General features: G+C 60.0%; 13 protein-coding genes. 6 read left to right on the top strand and 7 right to left on the bottom strand.

Features of this window, described 5'->3' with window-relative positions; translation table 11 throughout:
* Positions 1-79: 79 nt before the first annotated feature.
* The 4 genes from DESLA_RS0106790 (at position 80) to DESLA_RS0106810 (ending at position 4,827) form a co-directional block, all read left to right on the top strand.
* On the top strand, positions 80-1,195 hold the full coding sequence (locus DESLA_RS0106790; RefSeq protein ID WP_028571865.1) for an STAS domain-containing protein: 1,116 nt from the start codon (positions 80-82) through the stop codon (positions 1,193-1,195).
* Positions 1,192-3,462, top strand: coding sequence for a chemotaxis protein CheA (locus DESLA_RS19225; RefSeq protein ID WP_035261480.1), 2,271 nt, complete (start codon positions 1,192-1,194; stop codon positions 3,460-3,462). Before DESLA_RS0106790 ends, DESLA_RS19225 begins: the two co-directional genes overlap by 4 nt.
* A 107-nt stretch (positions 3,463-3,569) precedes the next feature.
* Entirely contained in the window at positions 3,570-4,121 is a 552-nt protein-coding gene (locus DESLA_RS0106800; RefSeq protein WP_028571866.1) for a ferritin-like domain-containing protein, read from the top strand.
* Between the two features lie 142 nt (positions 4,122-4,263).
* Positions 4,264-4,827: a Uma2 family endonuclease gene (locus DESLA_RS0106810; RefSeq protein ID WP_028571867.1), complete on the top strand. Its 564-nt coding sequence runs from the start codon at positions 4,264-4,266 to the stop codon at positions 4,825-4,827.
* A gap of 65 nt (positions 4,828-4,892) precedes the next feature.
* On the opposite strand, the gene DESLA_RS0106815 is transcribed toward DESLA_RS0106810, so the two are convergent.
* From DESLA_RS0106815 to DESLA_RS0106845, 6 genes are all read right to left on the bottom strand, one after another.
* Positions 4,893-8,015 carry an efflux RND transporter permease subunit gene (locus DESLA_RS0106815; RefSeq protein ID WP_028571868.1) on the bottom strand — a complete coding sequence of 1,041 codons (3,123 nt, stop codon included), beginning with the start codon at positions 8,013-8,015 and terminating at the stop codon, positions 4,893-4,895.
* A 137-nt stretch (positions 8,016-8,152) separates the two neighbouring features.
* Positions 8,153-9,337, bottom strand: coding sequence for an efflux RND transporter periplasmic adaptor subunit (locus DESLA_RS0106820; RefSeq protein WP_035261482.1), 1,185 nt, complete (start codon positions 9,335-9,337; stop codon positions 8,153-8,155).
* A gap of 293 nt (positions 9,338-9,630) precedes the next feature.
* Positions 9,631-10,869, bottom strand: coding sequence for a tetratricopeptide repeat protein (locus DESLA_RS0106825; RefSeq protein ID WP_028571870.1), 1,239 nt, complete (start codon positions 10,867-10,869; stop codon positions 9,631-9,633).
* Between the two features lie 255 nt (positions 10,870-11,124).
* Complete coding sequence (locus tag DESLA_RS0106835) at positions 11,125-12,312, bottom strand: lipopolysaccharide assembly protein LapA domain-containing protein (RefSeq protein WP_028571871.1); 1,188 nt, start codon at positions 12,310-12,312, stop codon at positions 11,125-11,127.
* 50 nt (positions 12,313-12,362) lie between these two features.
* Positions 12,363-13,385 (bottom strand): tryptophan--tRNA ligase, encoded by a 1,023-nt coding sequence (gene trpS / locus DESLA_RS0106840; RefSeq protein ID WP_028571872.1) that lies wholly within the window; start codon positions 13,383-13,385, stop codon positions 12,363-12,365.
* Between the two features lie 72 nt (positions 13,386-13,457).
* The gene (locus DESLA_RS0106845) at positions 13,458-14,114 is read right to left on the bottom strand and encodes a site-2 protease family protein (protein WP_028571873.1); all 657 of its coding nucleotides are present in this window, start codon (positions 14,112-14,114) and stop codon (positions 13,458-13,460) included.
* 421 nt (positions 14,115-14,535) lie between these two features.
* Here DESLA_RS0106845 and DESLA_RS0106850 point away from each other — a divergent pair, with 421 nt between their 5' ends.
* Together DESLA_RS0106850 and DESLA_RS19230 are read left to right on the top strand one after the other, a co-directional pair.
* A complete protein-coding gene (locus DESLA_RS0106850) occupies positions 14,536-15,387 on the top strand; it encodes a rhodanese-like domain-containing protein (RefSeq protein WP_035261484.1) in 852 nt (283 codons plus the stop codon).
* On the top strand, positions 15,384-16,385 hold the full coding sequence (locus tag DESLA_RS19230; protein ID WP_051434464.1) for a DUF362 domain-containing protein: 1,002 nt from the start codon (positions 15,384-15,386) through the stop codon (positions 16,383-16,385). Before DESLA_RS0106850 ends, DESLA_RS19230 begins: the two co-directional genes overlap by 4 nt.
* 70 nt (positions 16,386-16,455) lie before the next feature.
* On the opposite strand, the gene DESLA_RS0106860 is transcribed toward DESLA_RS19230, so the two are convergent.
* Positions 16,456-16,941 (bottom strand): hypothetical protein, encoded by a 486-nt coding sequence (locus DESLA_RS0106860; protein ID WP_028571875.1) that lies wholly within the window; start codon positions 16,939-16,941, stop codon positions 16,456-16,458.
* Positions 16,942-17,156 lie beyond the last annotated feature (215 nt).

Below are 17,156 nucleotides of genomic sequence, written 5' to 3' on the forward strand. Positions count from 1 at the left end.
CCGCACTGCCCATGCATGCCTGCCGGATCCCGTTACTTCGACGACCGCCGCCCCTGACCCCAAACAGTGAGATCGCTTTATGTCCGACGAATTGATGGACGCGTTTATCGAGGATTCCAAGGAACACCTGGAAAGCATCGAATCCGACATCATGGCTCTGGAGGACTTGGAAGGAGCTTATGACGAGGAACTGATCAACCGAATTTTTCGAACCGCCCATTCCATCAAGGGCGCGGCCGGTTTTTTCGGCCTGGAGGCCATCGGTTCCCTGGCCCACAAGCTGGAAAACGCCCTGCACTTGATGCGTGATCAAAAACTCCGCCCGGATCGGCCGACTTGCCAGATCCTTTTGGAAGGCTTCGATCAGCTCAACGCCATGATCAACAATCCCGGAAATAGCGAATGCCTGGATATTTCAGATAGTCTATCCCGAATTCAAGGGCTGCTCACCCCGGAAACCAAGCTCAGCACGGAAACGCCCATGAGCCTGCCGTCCAGCCAAGGTCAGTCCATTTTCGACGTGGACATGTTCACCCTGGAACAGGGGCTCAAGGGCGGAAAATTTCTCTACCACATCGAATTCGACCTGATCCACGACATCCACCGTAAGAATAAAACGCCCTACGACATCATCAAAACTCTCCAAGACTCCGGCCTGATCCTGGACTGCAAGGTGGATTTCGTGGCCACGGGCACCCTGGAAGACGGCTTTGCTCAACGCATCCCCCTGAACGTTCTGTTCGCCTCGATCATTGATCCCGACGTGGTCGGGATGTTGATCGACGTACCGGCGGAACGGATCAGAGAACTGGAAAAGTCCATGTTTCAGATCCAATCGTCTCCAAGCGAGACGGCAAGCCGGGAAGCGACGATCGCGGAAACCTGTTTCCAGGGCGCTGATTCACCCTGGAAGATGGTCGGCAACCAAGCCGTCCTGCTCTTCGGGGAGCGCTTTGAACTGTCCCAAATCGAGGAATTTCGGAGCTGCTTCCACACCGCCCCGGCCAAAGCCGCAAGCCTGCGTCTGGACCTGAGCGCCACCCGATACGTGGACGCCGCCGGTCTGCAAGCCCTTGCCTCGGCCCTGAAGACCAGCGCCCGTCTGGATCGCGGGCTAACCTTCGCTCCAGCGGACGAACTTCTCGAGCAATTCCAAAACCTCGGCTTCGCCTGGATGCTGGAGAGCGGCTCATGAGCACGAAATATAAGTTGTTCATCGAAGAATGCCAGGAGCTATTGGCTGAGTTGGAAAGCGCCCTGCTGGAACTGGAGACCGAGCCGGGCAACATCGACGGCGTGCACCGCGTTTTCCGCTCCCTGCACACTATCAAGGGCTCCGCGGCCATGCTTGGCCTGGAGGACGTCCGGGAGCTGACCAACGATCTGGAGACCCTTTTCGACCGGGTGAGATCAGCGGAAATCGCCTGCACTCCGGCGCTGGTCTCCCTGTCCTTCCGCTACAAGGATACGTTGACCGATTATCTCCAGGCCCCGGAGAACGGCCTGCCCCAAGACAAGACCACCGAAATTCTGATGGCCCTGGAGCAGGTCATGGACGCCCGGGAACACGCCGCCCCCGAGCCCGCCGAACCCGCTTTCGAAGACTGCGCGCCCTGCCGACCCAATAACGACAACAATGCGGACACGCTCCCTCGGCTCTATCACCTGCGCTACCACCCAGTGAAAGAATCCTTCGACTCCCTGGATCCCTTGGATTTTTTAAGCCAAATACAACAACTCGGTTCATGCGAGATCCATGCATCTCCAGAGCATGTTCCTGCGCTGGACAACCTGGAGCCTTCGCGTTGCGTCACGAGTTGGGACGTGATTCTCCAAACCGGCGCGAACGAGGAAACGATTCGCGACGTATTCCTGTTCTTGGACGACCCCGACGACGTGAGCCGATTTAGGGAAATCGACGCCGACGAGGCGGCCCTGCTCCGCCAAGCCCAGGCCGAGCAAACCGCCGAACTGCTGGCCGCGGCGGCACGGTGTCAAGCTCCGATCCAGCCCGTGGCCGACATCGTGGCCAATGACGCACCCGCCCCAGCCACCGACACCGCCCAATCAGCCAAAACACGACCCACGCCTCAGCCGCGAAAGCCGGACGTTCCGGCCCACCCCGCATCGTCGCGGCAACCCGCTCAAGCATCCCCTCCCCGGACTTCCGCACCTTCCGGACAACCCCAGGAAGCGCTTTCTCCACCCCAGGCCACACCCCAGGCCTCCCAGGCCGGAGAACGGAAAGCCACTCCAGCGGGAGGAACAACGGCCGAAGAGATCGCCTCCATCCGGGTCAGCGCCACGAAACTGGACGACATGGTCGATCTGGTCGGGCAATTGGTCATTGTCCAGGCCCGACTAAAGCAGATCGAATCCGAGCTGCACAATCCGCTGCTCACCGCGGTCAGCGAGGAAATCGAACGCTTGAGCGGCGACCTGCGCGAGCGGACCCTGTCCCTGCGCATGCTGCCCATCGGTTCGACCTTCAACAGGTTTCGCCGCCTGGTCCGGGACTTGTCCTCGGAGTTGGGCAAGGAAATCGAACTGAAGACCAACGGCGCGGAGACCGAGCTGGACAAGACGGTCATCGAAAAGCTCAGCGACCCTCTGGTGCATATCCTGCGCAACAGCATCGACCACGGTGTCGAGCCCGCCGATGTTCGCCAGGCCCAGGGCAAATCGGCCAAGGGCACGATCACCCTCTCCGCGATGCAGAGCGCCGGCCAGGTGCGGATCGTTATCGAGGACGACGGCGGGGGCATCGACCCGGACAAAATCTACGCCAAGGCCGTGGAACGGGGGCTGGCCAGGGCCGATGCCCGACCTTCGGACCGGGACGTGCTCCAACTGATTTTCGCCCCCGGCTTTTCCACCGCAGAAAAGGTCACCGCTGTTTCCGGACGCGGAGTGGGCATGGACGTGGTCAAACGCTCCCTGGAGTCCCTCAAGGGCACGGTGGAGATCGACAGCCGCCCCGGCCAGGGCACGGCCATCAGCATCGGCCTGCCTCTGACCCTGGCCATCATCGAAGGTCTGCTGGTCACTCTGGGCGACGAATACTACGTTATCCCGCTTTCCGACGTCCTGGAATGCGTCGAGATCCAACGCGGGGACGACGACCCCGAGCGCATCGCCAAGGCGTACGACGTACGCGGCGAACTGCTGCCCTGTCTGGTTCTGCGCAACTGGTACCACATGGGCTCCAGCGGGCCGGAAATCGAACAGGTGGTGGTGGTCCAGGCCGGCAACCGCCGCGTCGGCCTGGTCGTGGACAGCATCGTGGGTCAGCTCCAGACCGTGATCAAGGGCCTGGGCCGAGTATTCAACGGGATGAGGGGCCTCTCCGGGGCCACGATCATGGGCAACGGCGCCCTGGCCCTGATCCTGGACGTGGCCTCCCTGGTCGCCGAGCTGGAACAGCACGAAGAAGCCGGAACGCGCCGGAACAGGCGCTTGTAGCCCGCATTGACATTCCATTTGACATCCAAAACGTTGGGACTACCATGCGGAAGTCGGTGAAACCAACCGCCAGGCAAACCCAATACCCGCATCAAGGAGCAACCACGATGGAAAGCGCGACCCTTTCAGCAAGCAAGGAAGAACGCAGGGCCAAAGTGATCGAGGTCCTGAACAAGGCCCGGGCCATGGAACTGCACGCCATTACCCAGTACATGAACCAGCATTACGGCCTGGACGACATGGACTACGGAGAACTGGCCGCCAACCAGAAACTCATCGCCATCGACGAAATGCGCCATGCCGAGATGTTCGCGGAGCGGATCAAGGAACTGGGCGGAGAACCCACCACCGATCCCGCGGCCAAAACCCAGAAGAATCAGGACATGGAAACCATCTTCACTTTTGACGCCGATCTGGAAGACAACACCGTGGACGTTTACAACCAATTTCTGCTGGTCTGCCGGGAAAACGGCGACAGCATCAGCATGAAGCTCTTCGAGCAGATCATCGACGAGGAACAGGCCCACTTCAGCCACTTCGACAACGTGGCCGGCCACATCAAGAACCTGGGCAACGTCTACCTCTCCAAAATCGCCGGCACCTCCGCCTCCACCGGCGGATTCGGCAAGGGCTTCGTCATCAATCAGGGCGCGGCCTGATCAGCCTCAAAAAAGGGCGGCTCGTGCGGGCCGCCCTTTCCGATCATTCTTGACATGCACTGCTTATAAAAATACCGGTCAGAGTTGATGGTCAACATGGACGTTTTCGTTTCCATCGAACCCTCAACAAAAGGCAAACCGCATGACCGCCTATCCTCAGTTCCAAGAAACTCCGTACACCTATCGCGACTACCTGGAATGGCCGGACGATCAACGCTGGGAGCTGATCGACGGCACCCCACAGGCCATGACTCCCGGTCCATCCGTGACCCATCAGCAGGTGGTGCTCTCCATAGCCGCACAAGTGGAACGAGCGCTTTCTGAAAAAGAATGCCGTCCGTTCATCGCACCTCTAGAGGTCTTGTTTCCCAAACCTATTGAAAATGAAGACAATGTTCGGACGGTTCTCCAGCCGGATCTTTTTGTGGTCTGCGATCAGCGCAAAATCAAATCCAACGCCGTTGTCGGCGCGCCGGACTGGATCGTGGAGGTTCTCTCCCCGAAAACGGCCTCACGGGACCATATCGCCAAGCGCCGGATCTACGAGCAGGCGGGGGTACGGGAATACTGGCTGGTTCATCCGGAGGACCGGGTGGTGATGATCTATCGGCTGGAAAAGGAAGGATTTGGCAAGCCGGACGTTGTGCCCATGGAAGGTGAAACCGGAGTGGGGATTTTGCCGGAGGTGGTCATTCAGTGGGACTGATCGAGGTTTCCCACCAAGAATAAAAGTTCCCTCCTAACTGTCGAATGTTTTTAAGTCGCATTTATTCAGCGCATTCCATGTATGCCACACACCGATGCCGGACTCCCGTCTTCCTTTCTCTTCGCCCCGTAAAACAACGTATACATCACCGGAATCACCACTAAGGTAATCAACGAGGAACTGGCCAGGCCGCCGATGACCACGCGGGCCATGGGGGCCTGGGCTTCGGCGCCTTCGCCCCAGCCCAGGGCCAAGGGGGTCAGGGCCAAGGCCGTGGTCAGGGTGGTCATCAGGATCGGACGCAGTCGGCGTCGTCCGGCTTCCTGGACGGCGTCCATGGGCGAGAAGCCTTTGTTCTTACGCAGGTTCGAGGACTGGTCCACGATCAGGATGGCGTTGTTGACCACGATCCCGCCGAGCATGATGCAGCCGATGAAGCTCTGCACGTTCAGCGTGGTTCCGGAGAGCAGCAGCATCAGGACCACGCCGATGGCGGCCAGGGGCACGGCGAACATGACCACCAGCGGATCGCGCAGTGATTCGTAGAGGCAGGCCATGACCATGTACACCAGGACCAGGGCCAGGATCAGGGCCAGGGTCAGTTCTCCGAAAGCCTCCTGCTGCTCCTCGTAATCCCCGGCAAAGACGATTTCATAATCCCGAGGGACCGGAATCTCCCGCAGGACCTCGCGCATGTCCCCGGCCACGGCCCCCAGATCCCGTCCACTGATGCCCGCGGAGACCGAGGTGATGCGCTGCTGGTCCTTGCGGTCGATCTGGATCGGACCGCGGCCGCTTTCCACGGTGACGACGTTGCGCAGCATGACCTGCTCCCCGGCAGTGTTGAGCATGGTCATGTCCAGAATGTCCTCGATGCCCATCCGCTCCGCCTCGGCCAGCTTGACCAGGATGCGGTATTCATAGCCGCCCTCCCGATAGTTCGCGGCCCGGCTCCCGGCGATGGCGGTTTCCAGGGTTCGGGCGATCCTGGTGGCGGACAGGCCCAAGTCCGCGGCCCGGGTCCGGTCGATGTGGAAAAGCTCCTGGCGCACTCCGGCCTCCCGGCTGAGCCGGACGTCGGTGATGCCCGGAACGTTCTCCATCCGTGCGGCCACCTCGGAAGCCAGGGCGTCCAGGCGATCCAGCTCCCAGCCGCGGACCTCCACGACCATGCTGTCGCCGTCTCCCGCGCCCATGCGCAAAATGAACAAGCCCTGACCGGCCCGGGTGCGGATCACGGTTCCGGGAATTCCGCTCAAGGCCGGGCGCAGGGCCGCGGCGATCTGTTCGCTGCTTCGGGTCCGCTGGGCAGCCGGAACCAGGGCCATGCGAATTTCAGCCCGAGACCCGCCTCCCCCACGCCAGCCCGAAGCGCCCACGTTGACGACCATGTTTTCGGCTTCGGGCACCAGTTCCCGGACGATCTCCTCAATCCGTCGGACCTGGGCGTCCACAACCTCCAGGCGGGTGCCCACCTCCATTTCGATATTGACCCGCACTTCGCCCTCATCCGTGCTGGGCATGAATTCCGAACCAAGATGCGGGATCAGGGTCAACGCGCCGACGAACACGACCACGGTCAGTCCCAGGGTGATCATCCGGTGCTGCAAAACCCATTGCAGTAAATCCAGGTAGGCGTCCTCCAATTCCTTGAACATCCGCCCGCTGAGAGCGTACATCCGTCCCCGTACGCCCGTGATGGGGGAGGCGGTCCCGGCAGTGGGTTGCAGCAACCGCGCGGAAAGCATGGGGACCACGGTCAGGGCCACCAGCAATGAACAGATCAAGGCAAAGGCCACTACATAGGCCAACTGTCGGAACATCACCCCGGCGACACCTTCCAGGAAGACCATGGGCAGAAAGATCACCAGCGTCGTGATGGTACTGGCCGTCACCGCCGCGGCCACTTGACTGGTCCCCTGAACGGCCACGGCCTTACCTTCGCCGCCCCGTTCACGAAGGCGGTAAATATTTTCCAGGACCACGATGGCGTTGTCCACCATCATTCCCACCCCCAGGGCCAATCCGCCCAGGGTCATCAGGTTCAGGGTGAAGCCGCCGAAATAGATCAGGGTAAAGGTGGCGATAATGGAGATGGGGATGCCCGTGGCAATGACCAGGGTGCTGCGAATGTTGCGCAGAAAAAAGAGCAGGACCAGCACGGCCAGGGTTCCACCGAACAGGATGGACCGGCCAACGTTCGTGATGGACTGTTGGATGTACTTGGAGGTGTCGATGATCGAGGTGATCTGTATCTGGGGGAAGTCCGCGTTGATCCGTTCCAGCTCCCGAAGCACGGTCTGGGCCACCTGAACGGTATTCGTCCCGGCCTGCTTGCGAACGGCCAAGCGTACTCCGGGCTCGCCGTTGATGCGGATGATCCTGGTCTGGCGCTGGTGCCCGTCCAGGATCTCGGCCAGTTGACCAAGATAGATGGGCGCTCCGTCCCGAACGGCGACAACGGTGGAGCGGATTTCCTCCAGGCTGGTGAACTCTCCGGGAGTGCGCAGGGTGACCTCGAACCGGCCCTGGTCGATGGTCCCGGCGGGCACGTTGATGTTGGCTTCGCGCACGGCCTGGACGATCTGATCCAAGGAAAACCCCAGGGCCAGGACGCGGTCCGGATCGACGTTGATCTGAATTTCCCGCTCCAACCCGCCCCAAATGTCTAGGGCGGCCACGCCGGGAATCCGCTCGATGCGCTGTTTGACTTGGTTGTCGATCACCAGGCGCATTTCCACGGGGTCCAGGCGGCTGGACGCACCGAGGATCAGAATTGGAAACTGGGCCGCGTCGAACTTGAACAATTGCGGCCGATCCGCGGCGTCGGGAAGCCGACCGGCGATCCGGTCCAGCCGGTCGCGAATGTCGTTGGACGCCGCGTCCAGGTTCGTGCCCCAGGAAAAGGAAACCCGCACGGAACTCCGGCCCTCGGAAGAGATCGACGTGATCTCTTCCACGCCTGGAACCGCGGCCACGGCTTCCTCCACCAGCCGGGTGACCAGCTCTTCCATTTCCTCGGGGCTGGCATTCTCGTAGGACGTCACCACGGTCAAGGTGGGATAGGTCAGTTCCGGCATCAAATCGATGGGCAGCCGGGACAGGGACACCCCGCCCAGGATCACCACGATCAGGACGACCATGATGGTGAAAATCGGGCGGGAGACGCTTTGTTGGGTGATGTGCATGGGGCGTGAGGGTAAGAAGGGAAGTGCTGATGGCTCTTTCGGGGTCGGTATCGGAATCGGGATCGAAATATGATTAGAGGCGAACAAACAGTATCGATTCCGATACCGATACCGACCCCGACACGATACCTGTGGAATTACTGATCATGAACGATGCGCACCGTGGAGCCGTCCTCCAGGAGGTGTTGCCCGAGAGTGACGACATTGCCGGAAAGATCTTCGGGCTCCAGGATCTGGGACATGCCCTCCTCGGAAATACCGACTCGCACGGCAACCAGCCGGGCTGTGTCGTCGTCCTGGATCACGAAGACGCCCTGTTGGCCGTCACGCCGGACCAAGGCCGCGGAAGGCAGCAGGACCGCGTTCTCGGCTCGGGACAACTCCAACCGCGCCCGGACGAACATGCCCGGCTTCATCAGCCCTTCGGGGTTGGGCAGTTCCAGTTCGACCCTGGCCTGGCGGGAAGCCTCCCGAAAGACCGGGGCAATCCGAGCCACCTGGCCCTCGAACTGGTGTCCGGGCAAGGCGTCCACGGTCACCAGGGCCTGTTGCCCGACTCGAATCCGGGCATAGTCCCGTTCCGTGACGTGGAAGACCGCCAGCACGGCACTGACATCCAGGACGCTGAGCAAGGGGGTGTTGGCGGACAAGGTCGCCCCCTCGTCCACGAACCGTTCGCCCACCACCCGTGGAGGCTGGGGGCCGTTTTCAGGCCAGGAAGCCTCGATCCGGGCATAACTCATCCGAACCTCGGCGGCCCCCAACGCGGCCTGGCGTTGTTCGACCTGGGCCGTGGCCACGCGCAGGCGGGCCTGCTGGGCGAGATACCGGGAACGGGTCAGATCCAGCTCTGCTTGAGAAGTGACCATTTGGCCTCGTAAGGACTCGATCCGGACATATTCCTTTTCCGCGACGTCCAGTTCACTGCGGGCCTCTTCCAGATTGGCCCGAGCCACGGCCAGCTCGGCCCGAGCCTGCTCCACCTGCTGCACGAACTCCGCGTCCTCCAACTGCGCGACAAGTTGACCGCGTCCGACCGGGTCGCCCACGTCCACGAACAGTTTTTCCACCCGTCCAGAAATCTTTGACGCGACATCGAATTGAGCCCGAGGCGACAAGGTTCCGGAAAAGGTCCGAATATCACGAACAACTCCAAGTTCCACGGACTCGGCTTGGACGGCGACGGCCGGACTTCCGGCGGGCCTTCCGGCTCCCGGCTGTTGGGAATCGGGTTGCAGCGCCCGGTAGGTCATCCAGCCCAATCCAGCGAAAAGAATCAGCAAAACAAGCGGCAAAACCACCCGCCGCGGTCGTCGAGACATGTTCATGCTCCGTGGTTGATCAAGAAGTGATTCCAAGGTGGAAGAGAGCGCTCCGGCACGAAGCTTCTTCCGACAATGGAAGACTGTAGCCATGGCCTCGAAAAAGGCAAGTCTTAGGAATTATCAAAACGGAAGAATGGAATCAGACGTGGGATGAATGACGGAAAATTCCGTTTCAACGCGCCCAGAGCAACCAGCGCGTCGAAACGGAAAAAAGGATCAGTTATACAGTGTCACGCTCAGTGCCGCATGAGCGCACGAAGACAATACGGAGGGCATCCGTGGGAAATCGATTAATCGATCACGCCGCGGAACAACTTTTTGAACACGGAACACCCGCAATATCCGGTTTCCTGGGCCATGCGCAGGGCACGTGAGTCTCCCAAGGCCGCGGCGGAACGAAAATCACGGCAGGCCAGGTCACGCTTGTCCATCTTCATATACAACAGCCCGCGGTTGTGGAACGCAGAAGCTTGGCTTGCATCCTGAAGGATGGCCTTGGAGAAGTCCGCTATGGCCTTGTCCGGAAACCCGGCGTCGGCCAGGGCCAGGCCACGTTCATTGAGCAGTTCGGGGTTGTCGGGAGCGATATCCAAGGCCCGGGTCAGGCAGTCCACGGCGGCCTGAGGATCGGTATACCGCTGACAGTTCCACAGCAGACGGGCTTGGCGCAGCCAGTCCTGAGCGCTTTTTTCCGGCTTGGCTGCGACGACAGGAGGAGAAGATTGTTCCTCGGCTTGCTTGGACGGCGCCGGAGCAGCGGGGGCTTCTGGAGTCGGGGCCGACTTTTGAACCGCTTCGTGCAATTCCTTGAGCTTGTCGGCCAGAGTAGTGCGCTCCCCTTCCAAGACGACCAAGCGTTCCTCTTCGCTCGCGAAACGTTCTTCCAAAGCGCTTTCCAGTGCATCCAGGCGAGCATCCAAGCGGCTCCCCAGGGCAAGGATGTCCTGCTCTCGGTCAACGGGAAGATTGGCGGCTTGCTCCGCCATCCGGCTTTCCAGATCGGCCACACGTTGCGCGGTATCTCTAGAGGCTTCTTGGGCGGCTTCTTGGGCGGCTTCTTGGGCGGCTTCTTGGACCGCCTTCTTCAAATCCCCGATATCCTTCCGTAAGCTTTTCTCCAGATCAACAACTTTTTGAGTAGTAGCCTTGAGCGCATTTTGCAGTTCCTCAGCGGTCTTCTCCCAAGGGCGACCTCCCAAGACCGCGAGTTCCTTATCCAGGCGCTGTTGCGCCAAAGCGGCCATTTCTCCCACGGTCTGAAGCTGCTTCTCGTTGATGTTCCACCTGGAGTCGAAATCCGCGAGGCTCTGTTCCAAGCGCCCCAATCCAGTCTTCAAAGCTTCGAGTTCCTGTCCGCTGGACGCTTGAAAAGTCTGTTGCCCCTCGGCGACCTTTTTCAACTCCTCGCGAAACTCAAGGGCAATGGCTTCAAGTTCAGCCTTGGTCAGCTTTGAACTGGAACCGGAACCCGCACTGGAGCTTGCGCTGGGTTTGCTGGAACTGGATTTACTTGTTTTCTGCTTCGACACGTTGATTCATCCCCCTTTAGATGTCTTTGGAGACAAGAGCTTGGACGAAACCCGGTTTGCATACGCCTTGTCTCCAGCCTCGTTTCGGCGGCGATCCATCGCAATACCGGCTTGGACGCGAAAAACGCGTTCCGATCAGCGGTTGAGCGAACCGGCGATCCCGATGATCACTTTGTGAGCATCATTTTCGCGACCCTTTTCCGATTCCCAAGACGCCGGCTCGCCAAATTTCTCAATCTTCATGGCAGGACCAGGCTAGCGCCCGCCCCCGGCGTCTTCAAGTTCCTTGGCCAATGACTGGAGCATCTCCTCAACCCGTTCCAGGGTATCGCGTTGCTCATCGGTCTCCACCTGGGACCCCAAAAACGCGGTCTTTCCCGCGGTGTCCCGCAGAAACCCGGCCACAAGCTGTTTGCGAAATATCTCGGGCAGGCCCTGCAAGGCCAGCATCTGCTCTTCCAGGGTTTCGACCTCGACACCCAATTGCTGCTGACCTTGCCCCAGGGACTCGAGTTCATCGCGAACCGACACCCGTTCGCGCTCCCAGGTCCGTCCCATTTCCTCCTGGGTCGAGGCCATATGACCGCTTTGAATGTGCAGGTCTCCGAGCTGTTCGGACAGTTGAGTCATTTGGTTGTTAAGCACGATGTAAACCCCGCTGCTCACGACCAAGGCCAAGGCGACGGAGAGGAACAGGACGGCCCCCCACCCCGGGCCGGACGGACGTTCCAGGACTTCATCTTCCTTGAATTCCGATCGGTTTTCGGATGCGTTGCCGGACCGGGAAGGATCGGAAGCTTGTTTATCGAGAGATTCCGAAATTGATTCCAAAACAGTTTTGGAAGGGTCGGATGCGTCGGTTGCATGGGAATACTGGGTGGATTCCGGAGTTCCTTCCTGAACTTCAAGGGAAGATGCGGCGGTATTTTCAGCGGAGGCCTGTTCCGAATTCTCGGCAAGGACTTTGTCTTCCGATTCCGATGTGGTTTTCTTTTCCATCGTGGACTCCATGGGCGGCTGAAGGGTTAGCGTGGAAGTTTCCGTGGATGAAATGTCGGCGGCGGCCCCCCGGCGGGATGTCGCCGAAGAATTGTCCCGGTGCTCTTCCGGTTCGGAGGTTTCGAGCGTCGAATCGGGTTCCGGCTCTGGCTCAGGCTCTGGGCGCAGTTCGCGTTCAAGGTCCGCGACCTCTCGCTTTGTTTCAGCCACCGAGCGTTTCAAGCGCCGATGCTCGCCGAGATACGGCAGGCTGGTTACGACGAACCCCGCAACGAAAAGGATCGAAATCAGGACAAAAATGGGTAAGCTGAACTCGACGCTCAGCAGCTCCGGCCAATGGACCACCATGGGCAGGGCCGGGGACAAGATTTCGGCGTTCTGCACCGCGCCCAGGGCGATGGCCACACAGAACAGAAGGAAGAACAGGATTTTGACATGTTTCATATCAGCTCCATTTCCCGACTTCGCGAAAAAGCGCCCGAAAAAACTCGGTATCAGGCCCGAAGGGCGGCCAGTTCCTTGTACTCCAGGTTAACCCGTTCCCGAACCAGGGTCAGCGTCTCCAGGGCCTGTTCGTGGGCCTTGCGATCGCCGGCCTCCAGCATCTCCCAAATCCTGGCCGGATGGGCTTCCAACGCGGCCCGCCGTTCCCGCATGGGCTCAAGGAACGCACCGAGGCTTTTCAAAAGCAGCTTTTTGCAGTCCACGCATCCCAACGTGGCCTGGGTGCAGCCGGAGACGATCTCGGAGCGCTGAGCGGCATCCGTCATCAGCATGTGGTAGGGGAACATGTTGCATTGATCCGGGTTGCCGGGGTCTTTTTTGCGCATCCTGTTGGTGTCCGTGAGCATGCTCATGATTTTCGGCGTAACCTGCTCCATGGACTCCGAAAGGTGGATGGCGTTGCCGTAGCTTTTGCTCATTTTTCTGCCGTCCAGGCCGGGCAGCTTCTGGGCTTCGGTCAACTTGGCCTGGGGCTCCGGAAAGAGCGGAGTATAAAGGAAGTTGAAGCGCCGGGCGATTTCCCGGGTCAGCTCCAGGTGGGGCAATTGGTCCTGGCCCACCGGAACGAGCTGCGGACGGTAGATCAGGATGTCCGACGCCATGAGCACCGGGTAGCCCAAAAAGCCGTAGGTGCTCAAGTCCTTGGAGCCCTCAAGTTCGCCTTTCACTTCCTTGTAGGTGGGGTTGCGCTCCAGCCAGCCCAGAGGGGTAATCATGGACAGCAGGAGTTGCAGCTCGGCATGCTCCTTGATCTGGGACTGCAGGAACATCGTGCATTTTTCCGGATCCAGTCCAGCGGCCACCCAGTCCATGACCAGTTCGGGCACGAACTGCCGGATCCTCTGCGGGCTGGCGTACTCGCTGGTCAGGGCATGCCAGTCGGCCACGAAGAAAAAGCACTCGTACTCTTCCTGCAAGGCGATCCAGTTGACGAGTACGCCGAAGTAATGGCCCAAGTGCAGCGGCCCGGTGGGCCGCATTCCGGAAACAATGCGTTGCGGGGTCGTGGACATGAAACCGATCTTCCTCAGTAATAAGTGGTTTAAAAATTCATAAAAACTCGACCCACTGCGCAAATGGATCGATCAAAGCAAAATATTGGTAAAGAATCGGACCATCGGCAGCAGAACACTTTGCAGCACACCGGTCATCAGCAGCAAGATAATAACGACAAAGCCGTACCGCTCGAAACTGTAGATCATGCGAACGCCGCCGGCGGGCAGAAACCCGGCCAGGATCTTCGCGCCGTCCAAAGGCGGGATGGGGAGCAGGTTGAAAATCCCCAGAATCAGATTGACGAGCACCCCGTACTGGGCCATCAGGGCCAACGGTTCGATCACGCTCATCCCGGCCCCGCCAAGGGTCACGGCCAGAAAGATCAAGGCGTGAAACAGGAAGGCGAAGGCCAATGCCAGAGCGAAGTTGGTCCCCGGACCGGCCAGGGAGACCAGCATCATCCCTTTGACCGGGTTCTGGAAATAGCGGGGATCCACCGGAACCGGCTTGGCCCAACCGAAAAGAAAGGGGCTTTTAATAAGGACGAGAATCAGCGGAAAAAGTATCGTCCCCACGGGATCGACGTGGCGGATGGGATTGAAGGTGAGCCGTCCGGCGTTTTTGGCGGTGGGATCGCCCAAACGCCACGCCGCGTAACCGTGCGCCGCCTCATGACAGGTGATGGCGATGAGTACCGGTACGGCCATAATCGCCAGTTCGCGGATGAAAGATGCTATGTCGAACATATTTCATCAAAATACCACGCTTGGCCGATGGAAGCAAGGAATGGCCGCGTAGCGTCCATTTTCAAAGGTTTTCTCAGCTTGGCCAGACCGGGCAGGGCAAATTTTTTCTCAAGCCAAGGCTCTCTGGATCGGTATCGAAATCGAAATCGTGATCGAAATCGATTGCTGGTAACTTTCCGATTTCGATAGCGATTTCGATTTCGATCTTTCCTGCTCCAACCAGGGCGATATCCCCCTGGCCCCATTTATCCTGACAAATTTGAAATTATTGCGAGTTTCCCGAGAAAAAAAGCCCTGGCCGGACCGGCCTCCCGCCTTGAACAACATCACGCTTGTCGGTTACGTTTTCAAACCACACAGGGAATCTCCCCTGCACCACTGATATCCAATAAGGCACGTCAAACCCCAAAGGACCCATACCATGCCCGTCGAATCCATCTACCCCGAGGAACTGCCCGCATTCAGCGCCAAGCTGAAAGAGTCCGACTATGCCCTGGTGGACGTCCGCCAGCCAGGCGAATACCGGGAGGGCCATATCCCCGGGGCTCGATTGCTACCGTTGCCGGAAATTGAAGCCCGCCTGGACGAACTCGCCGCCACGTCAAACCTGGTTTTCTACTGCCGCAGCGGCGCGCGGTCCCAGGCCGCGGCCAACCTGGCCCAGACCGCCCTGCCTCCGGATACCCGCATCCTGAACATGGTCGGCGGATTCCTGGCCTGGGACGGCCGGGCCTTGACCGACATGCCCCGCCTGGAAGTGTTCGAGCCGGCCCGGGAGTCGTATCAAAACACGTCCCAAGCCCTGTTGCGGGCCATGGAACTGGAAAAAGCCGCCCAGCGATTCTACCAGGCCGCGGAAAGCAAGGCCAAATCCCCGGAAATGGCCACGACCCTGGCCACCTTGGGCAAGGTGGAGCGCACCCACGCCCGGGTGATCTTCCACCGCCTGCAACGCGCCGACGCGGAATATTCCGACCAGGATTTTGAACTCTGCTTCGATGAATTGAAAGGGGACATTCTGGAGGGCGGGGAATCATTGGAGGACGCCGTGGCGCGACTTGCCCCCCCTGGTTCAGACGGGATGGCCGATGAGTTTTGCCTGACCGTGACCGAACTGGCTCTGATGATCGAAACCGCGGCCTATGACCTGTACAAAAACCTGGCCGGAATTCATGCGGGGACGGAACTGGAGTCGGTCTTCCTGGAGCTGGCCGAGGACGAGCTGAAGCACCAACGCCTCCTGGCTCGACTCTTGCCGGAGTGCGCAGCGTGACGACGCGCTCCGCCGCGGACGTGCAGCAAGCCATCCATCAGGAAAGACCGCTCATCCCCGTGGCCCTGACCCGTTGCGCGGCCTACGAGGCGGATCGACTTGCCGAGTCCATTCAGGCTTGCTGGAACGCTTTGGGCCGCGCCTTTCGTCCCGGGGATACGGTCCTGGTCAAGCCCAATCTGGTCACCTCCCGCCGGGCCCATCTCTCCTGCACCCACCCTCAAGTGGTCCGGGCCGTGTGCGTCCTCCTGTTGGATCATGGGGTCCGCGTCCAGGTGGGCGACTCTCCGGCCTTCGGCACCGCCGGACAGGTGGCCCGGGCCGCCGGCCTGACCGAGGCCTTGGGCGACCTGCCCGTGCCGGTGCGCAACCTGAACCGACCGGTTTCGGTCCGCCTGACCGGCGCTTCTCAGGCCGGCAGCTTCCAGGTGGGCATCTCCCGCCACGTCCTGGAGGCCGACCTGCTGCTCAACCTGCCCCGGCTCAAGGCCCATTCCCAAATGTTCATCACCGCGGCGGCCAAAAACCTGTTCGGATGCGTCTGCGGGGTGCGCAAGGCCGTGGCCCATATGCGCCACGGCCAGGGCGACGACCTGGCCGGACTGATCCTGGACCTCCAGCCCCACCTGCCGCCCACCACATCCCTGCTGGACGCGGTCACGGCCATGGACGTCTCCGGCCCGGCCAGCGGACAGCCGTGCTACCTGGGCCTGCTGGCCGCCTCGGACAACCCCGTGGCCCTGGATACCGCCGTCTATACGGCCCTGAGCCTATGTCCGGAGCAGGTTCCCCTCTGGCGCGAGGCCCGCCGGAAAAATCTGCTTGGCCACCACCCGGACCAGATCACCACCCCTCTGCTCTCCCCCGCGGACCTGGACCTTTCCGCCTTCCAGGCCCCGAATCGCCTCAACCCGATCTCTTTCCACCCCCGGCAGGTCGTCAAAAGCATGTGCCGTCGAGCTTGGCTGGGGCTTCGCGCTGTAGCAGCGGGCAGATGATAACGAGCAGAGGAGGGACTGCGGGATCGGCTCGAAGCCGGGGGAACATCCCCAGACTTCGAGAGTGTGGTCATTTATCCGTAATACTTCGAAAAACACCTGCTCTGGCATTTTCAATCAACTCTTCGGAAGAGACCTCTCCGAAGTTGAAGTTGATAATCTTCCACTCATTTTCCGGCTTGTAGAAAATAAATTCCATCCGCAAGGATGCTTCCGCGTTGTACATGAGGTAGGTGAGGACATGAATTCGGCTGCTGTATTCGTAAAGCCCGATGCGTTCCCGACCGGTGTAGGCTCCAAACGTTTCCGGCAACAACTCCAGTTTTGACGTTGTTTCCGCTATGCCTTCACCGCCAGCATACCAATTGGGATTGGTTGCTATCAATCCGCCAATTGCCTCCGATGCCTTGCCTTCCGTCAACAAAGAAAAAAACGCGTCCAATGCCTCGTCATACGAAGCAGCGGCGAATGCCGGGCCGCTCAGAGAAATTGCAAAAAAGACCGCCAAGCCCATAAACCACCGCCTCGCGGTGGCCGTTCGATTGATCTGAGGCATGCTTCCTCCATCTTTTAAAGTATATAGAAAACTGCGCCCGCTCCAAAACGTATAAACTACCCAGGGCCGGGAAGCTTCGCAACTCCGGCCCTAACCAAAACCAAACTCGCCCAGAGCTTCGCGAACCCGCCCCATCTCCGCCCAGGTTCTTGACCTGACGGGGCCAACTCTTTACAGGCACACGGTGTGGAAGATGATGTTTCTCTCCACATGAT

Origin of the sequence: Desulfonatronum lacustre DSM 10312, from assembly GCF_000519265.1 — a bacterium.
Classification (GTDB): Bacteria; Desulfobacterota; Desulfovibrionia; order Desulfovibrionales; family Desulfonatronaceae; genus Desulfonatronum; species Desulfonatronum lacustre.

Excerpts from the sequence above, each read along its gene's own strand:
- trpS (WP_028571872.1), bottom strand. The coding sequence starts at position 13,385 with ATGTCCACGACCCCGCAACGCATTGTTTCCGGAATGCGGCCCACCGGG.
- DESLA_RS0106860 (WP_028571875.1), bottom strand. The coding sequence starts at position 16,941 with ATGCCTCAGATCAATCGAACGGCCACCGCGAGGCGGTGGTTTATGGGC.
- DESLA_RS0106835 (WP_028571871.1), bottom strand. The coding sequence starts at position 12,312 with ATGAAACATGTCAAAATCCTGTTCTTCCTTCTGTTCTGTGTGGCCATC.
- DESLA_RS0106800 (WP_028571866.1), top strand. The coding sequence starts at position 3,570 with ATGGAAAGCGCGACCCTTTCAGCAAGCAAGGAAGAACGCAGGGCCAAA.
- DESLA_RS19225 (WP_035261480.1), top strand. The coding sequence starts at position 1,192 with ATGAGCACGAAATATAAGTTGTTCATCGAAGAATGCCAGGAGCTATTG.
- DESLA_RS0106815 (WP_028571868.1), bottom strand. The coding sequence starts at position 8,015 with ATGCACATCACCCAACAAAGCGTCTCCCGCCCGATTTTCACCATCATG.
- DESLA_RS0106810 (WP_028571867.1), top strand. The coding sequence starts at position 4,264 with ATGACCGCCTATCCTCAGTTCCAAGAAACTCCGTACACCTATCGCGAC.
- DESLA_RS0106850 (WP_035261484.1), top strand. The coding sequence starts at position 14,536 with ATGCCCGTCGAATCCATCTACCCCGAGGAACTGCCCGCATTCAGCGCC.
- DESLA_RS0106820 (WP_035261482.1), bottom strand. The coding sequence starts at position 9,337 with ATGTCTCGACGACCGCGGCGGGTGGTTTTGCCGCTTGTTTTGCTGATT.
- DESLA_RS0106790 (WP_028571865.1), top strand. The coding sequence starts at position 80 with ATGTCCGACGAATTGATGGACGCGTTTATCGAGGATTCCAAGGAACAC.
- DESLA_RS0106845 (WP_028571873.1), bottom strand. The coding sequence starts at position 14,114 with ATGTTCGACATAGCATCTTTCATCCGCGAACTGGCGATTATGGCCGTA.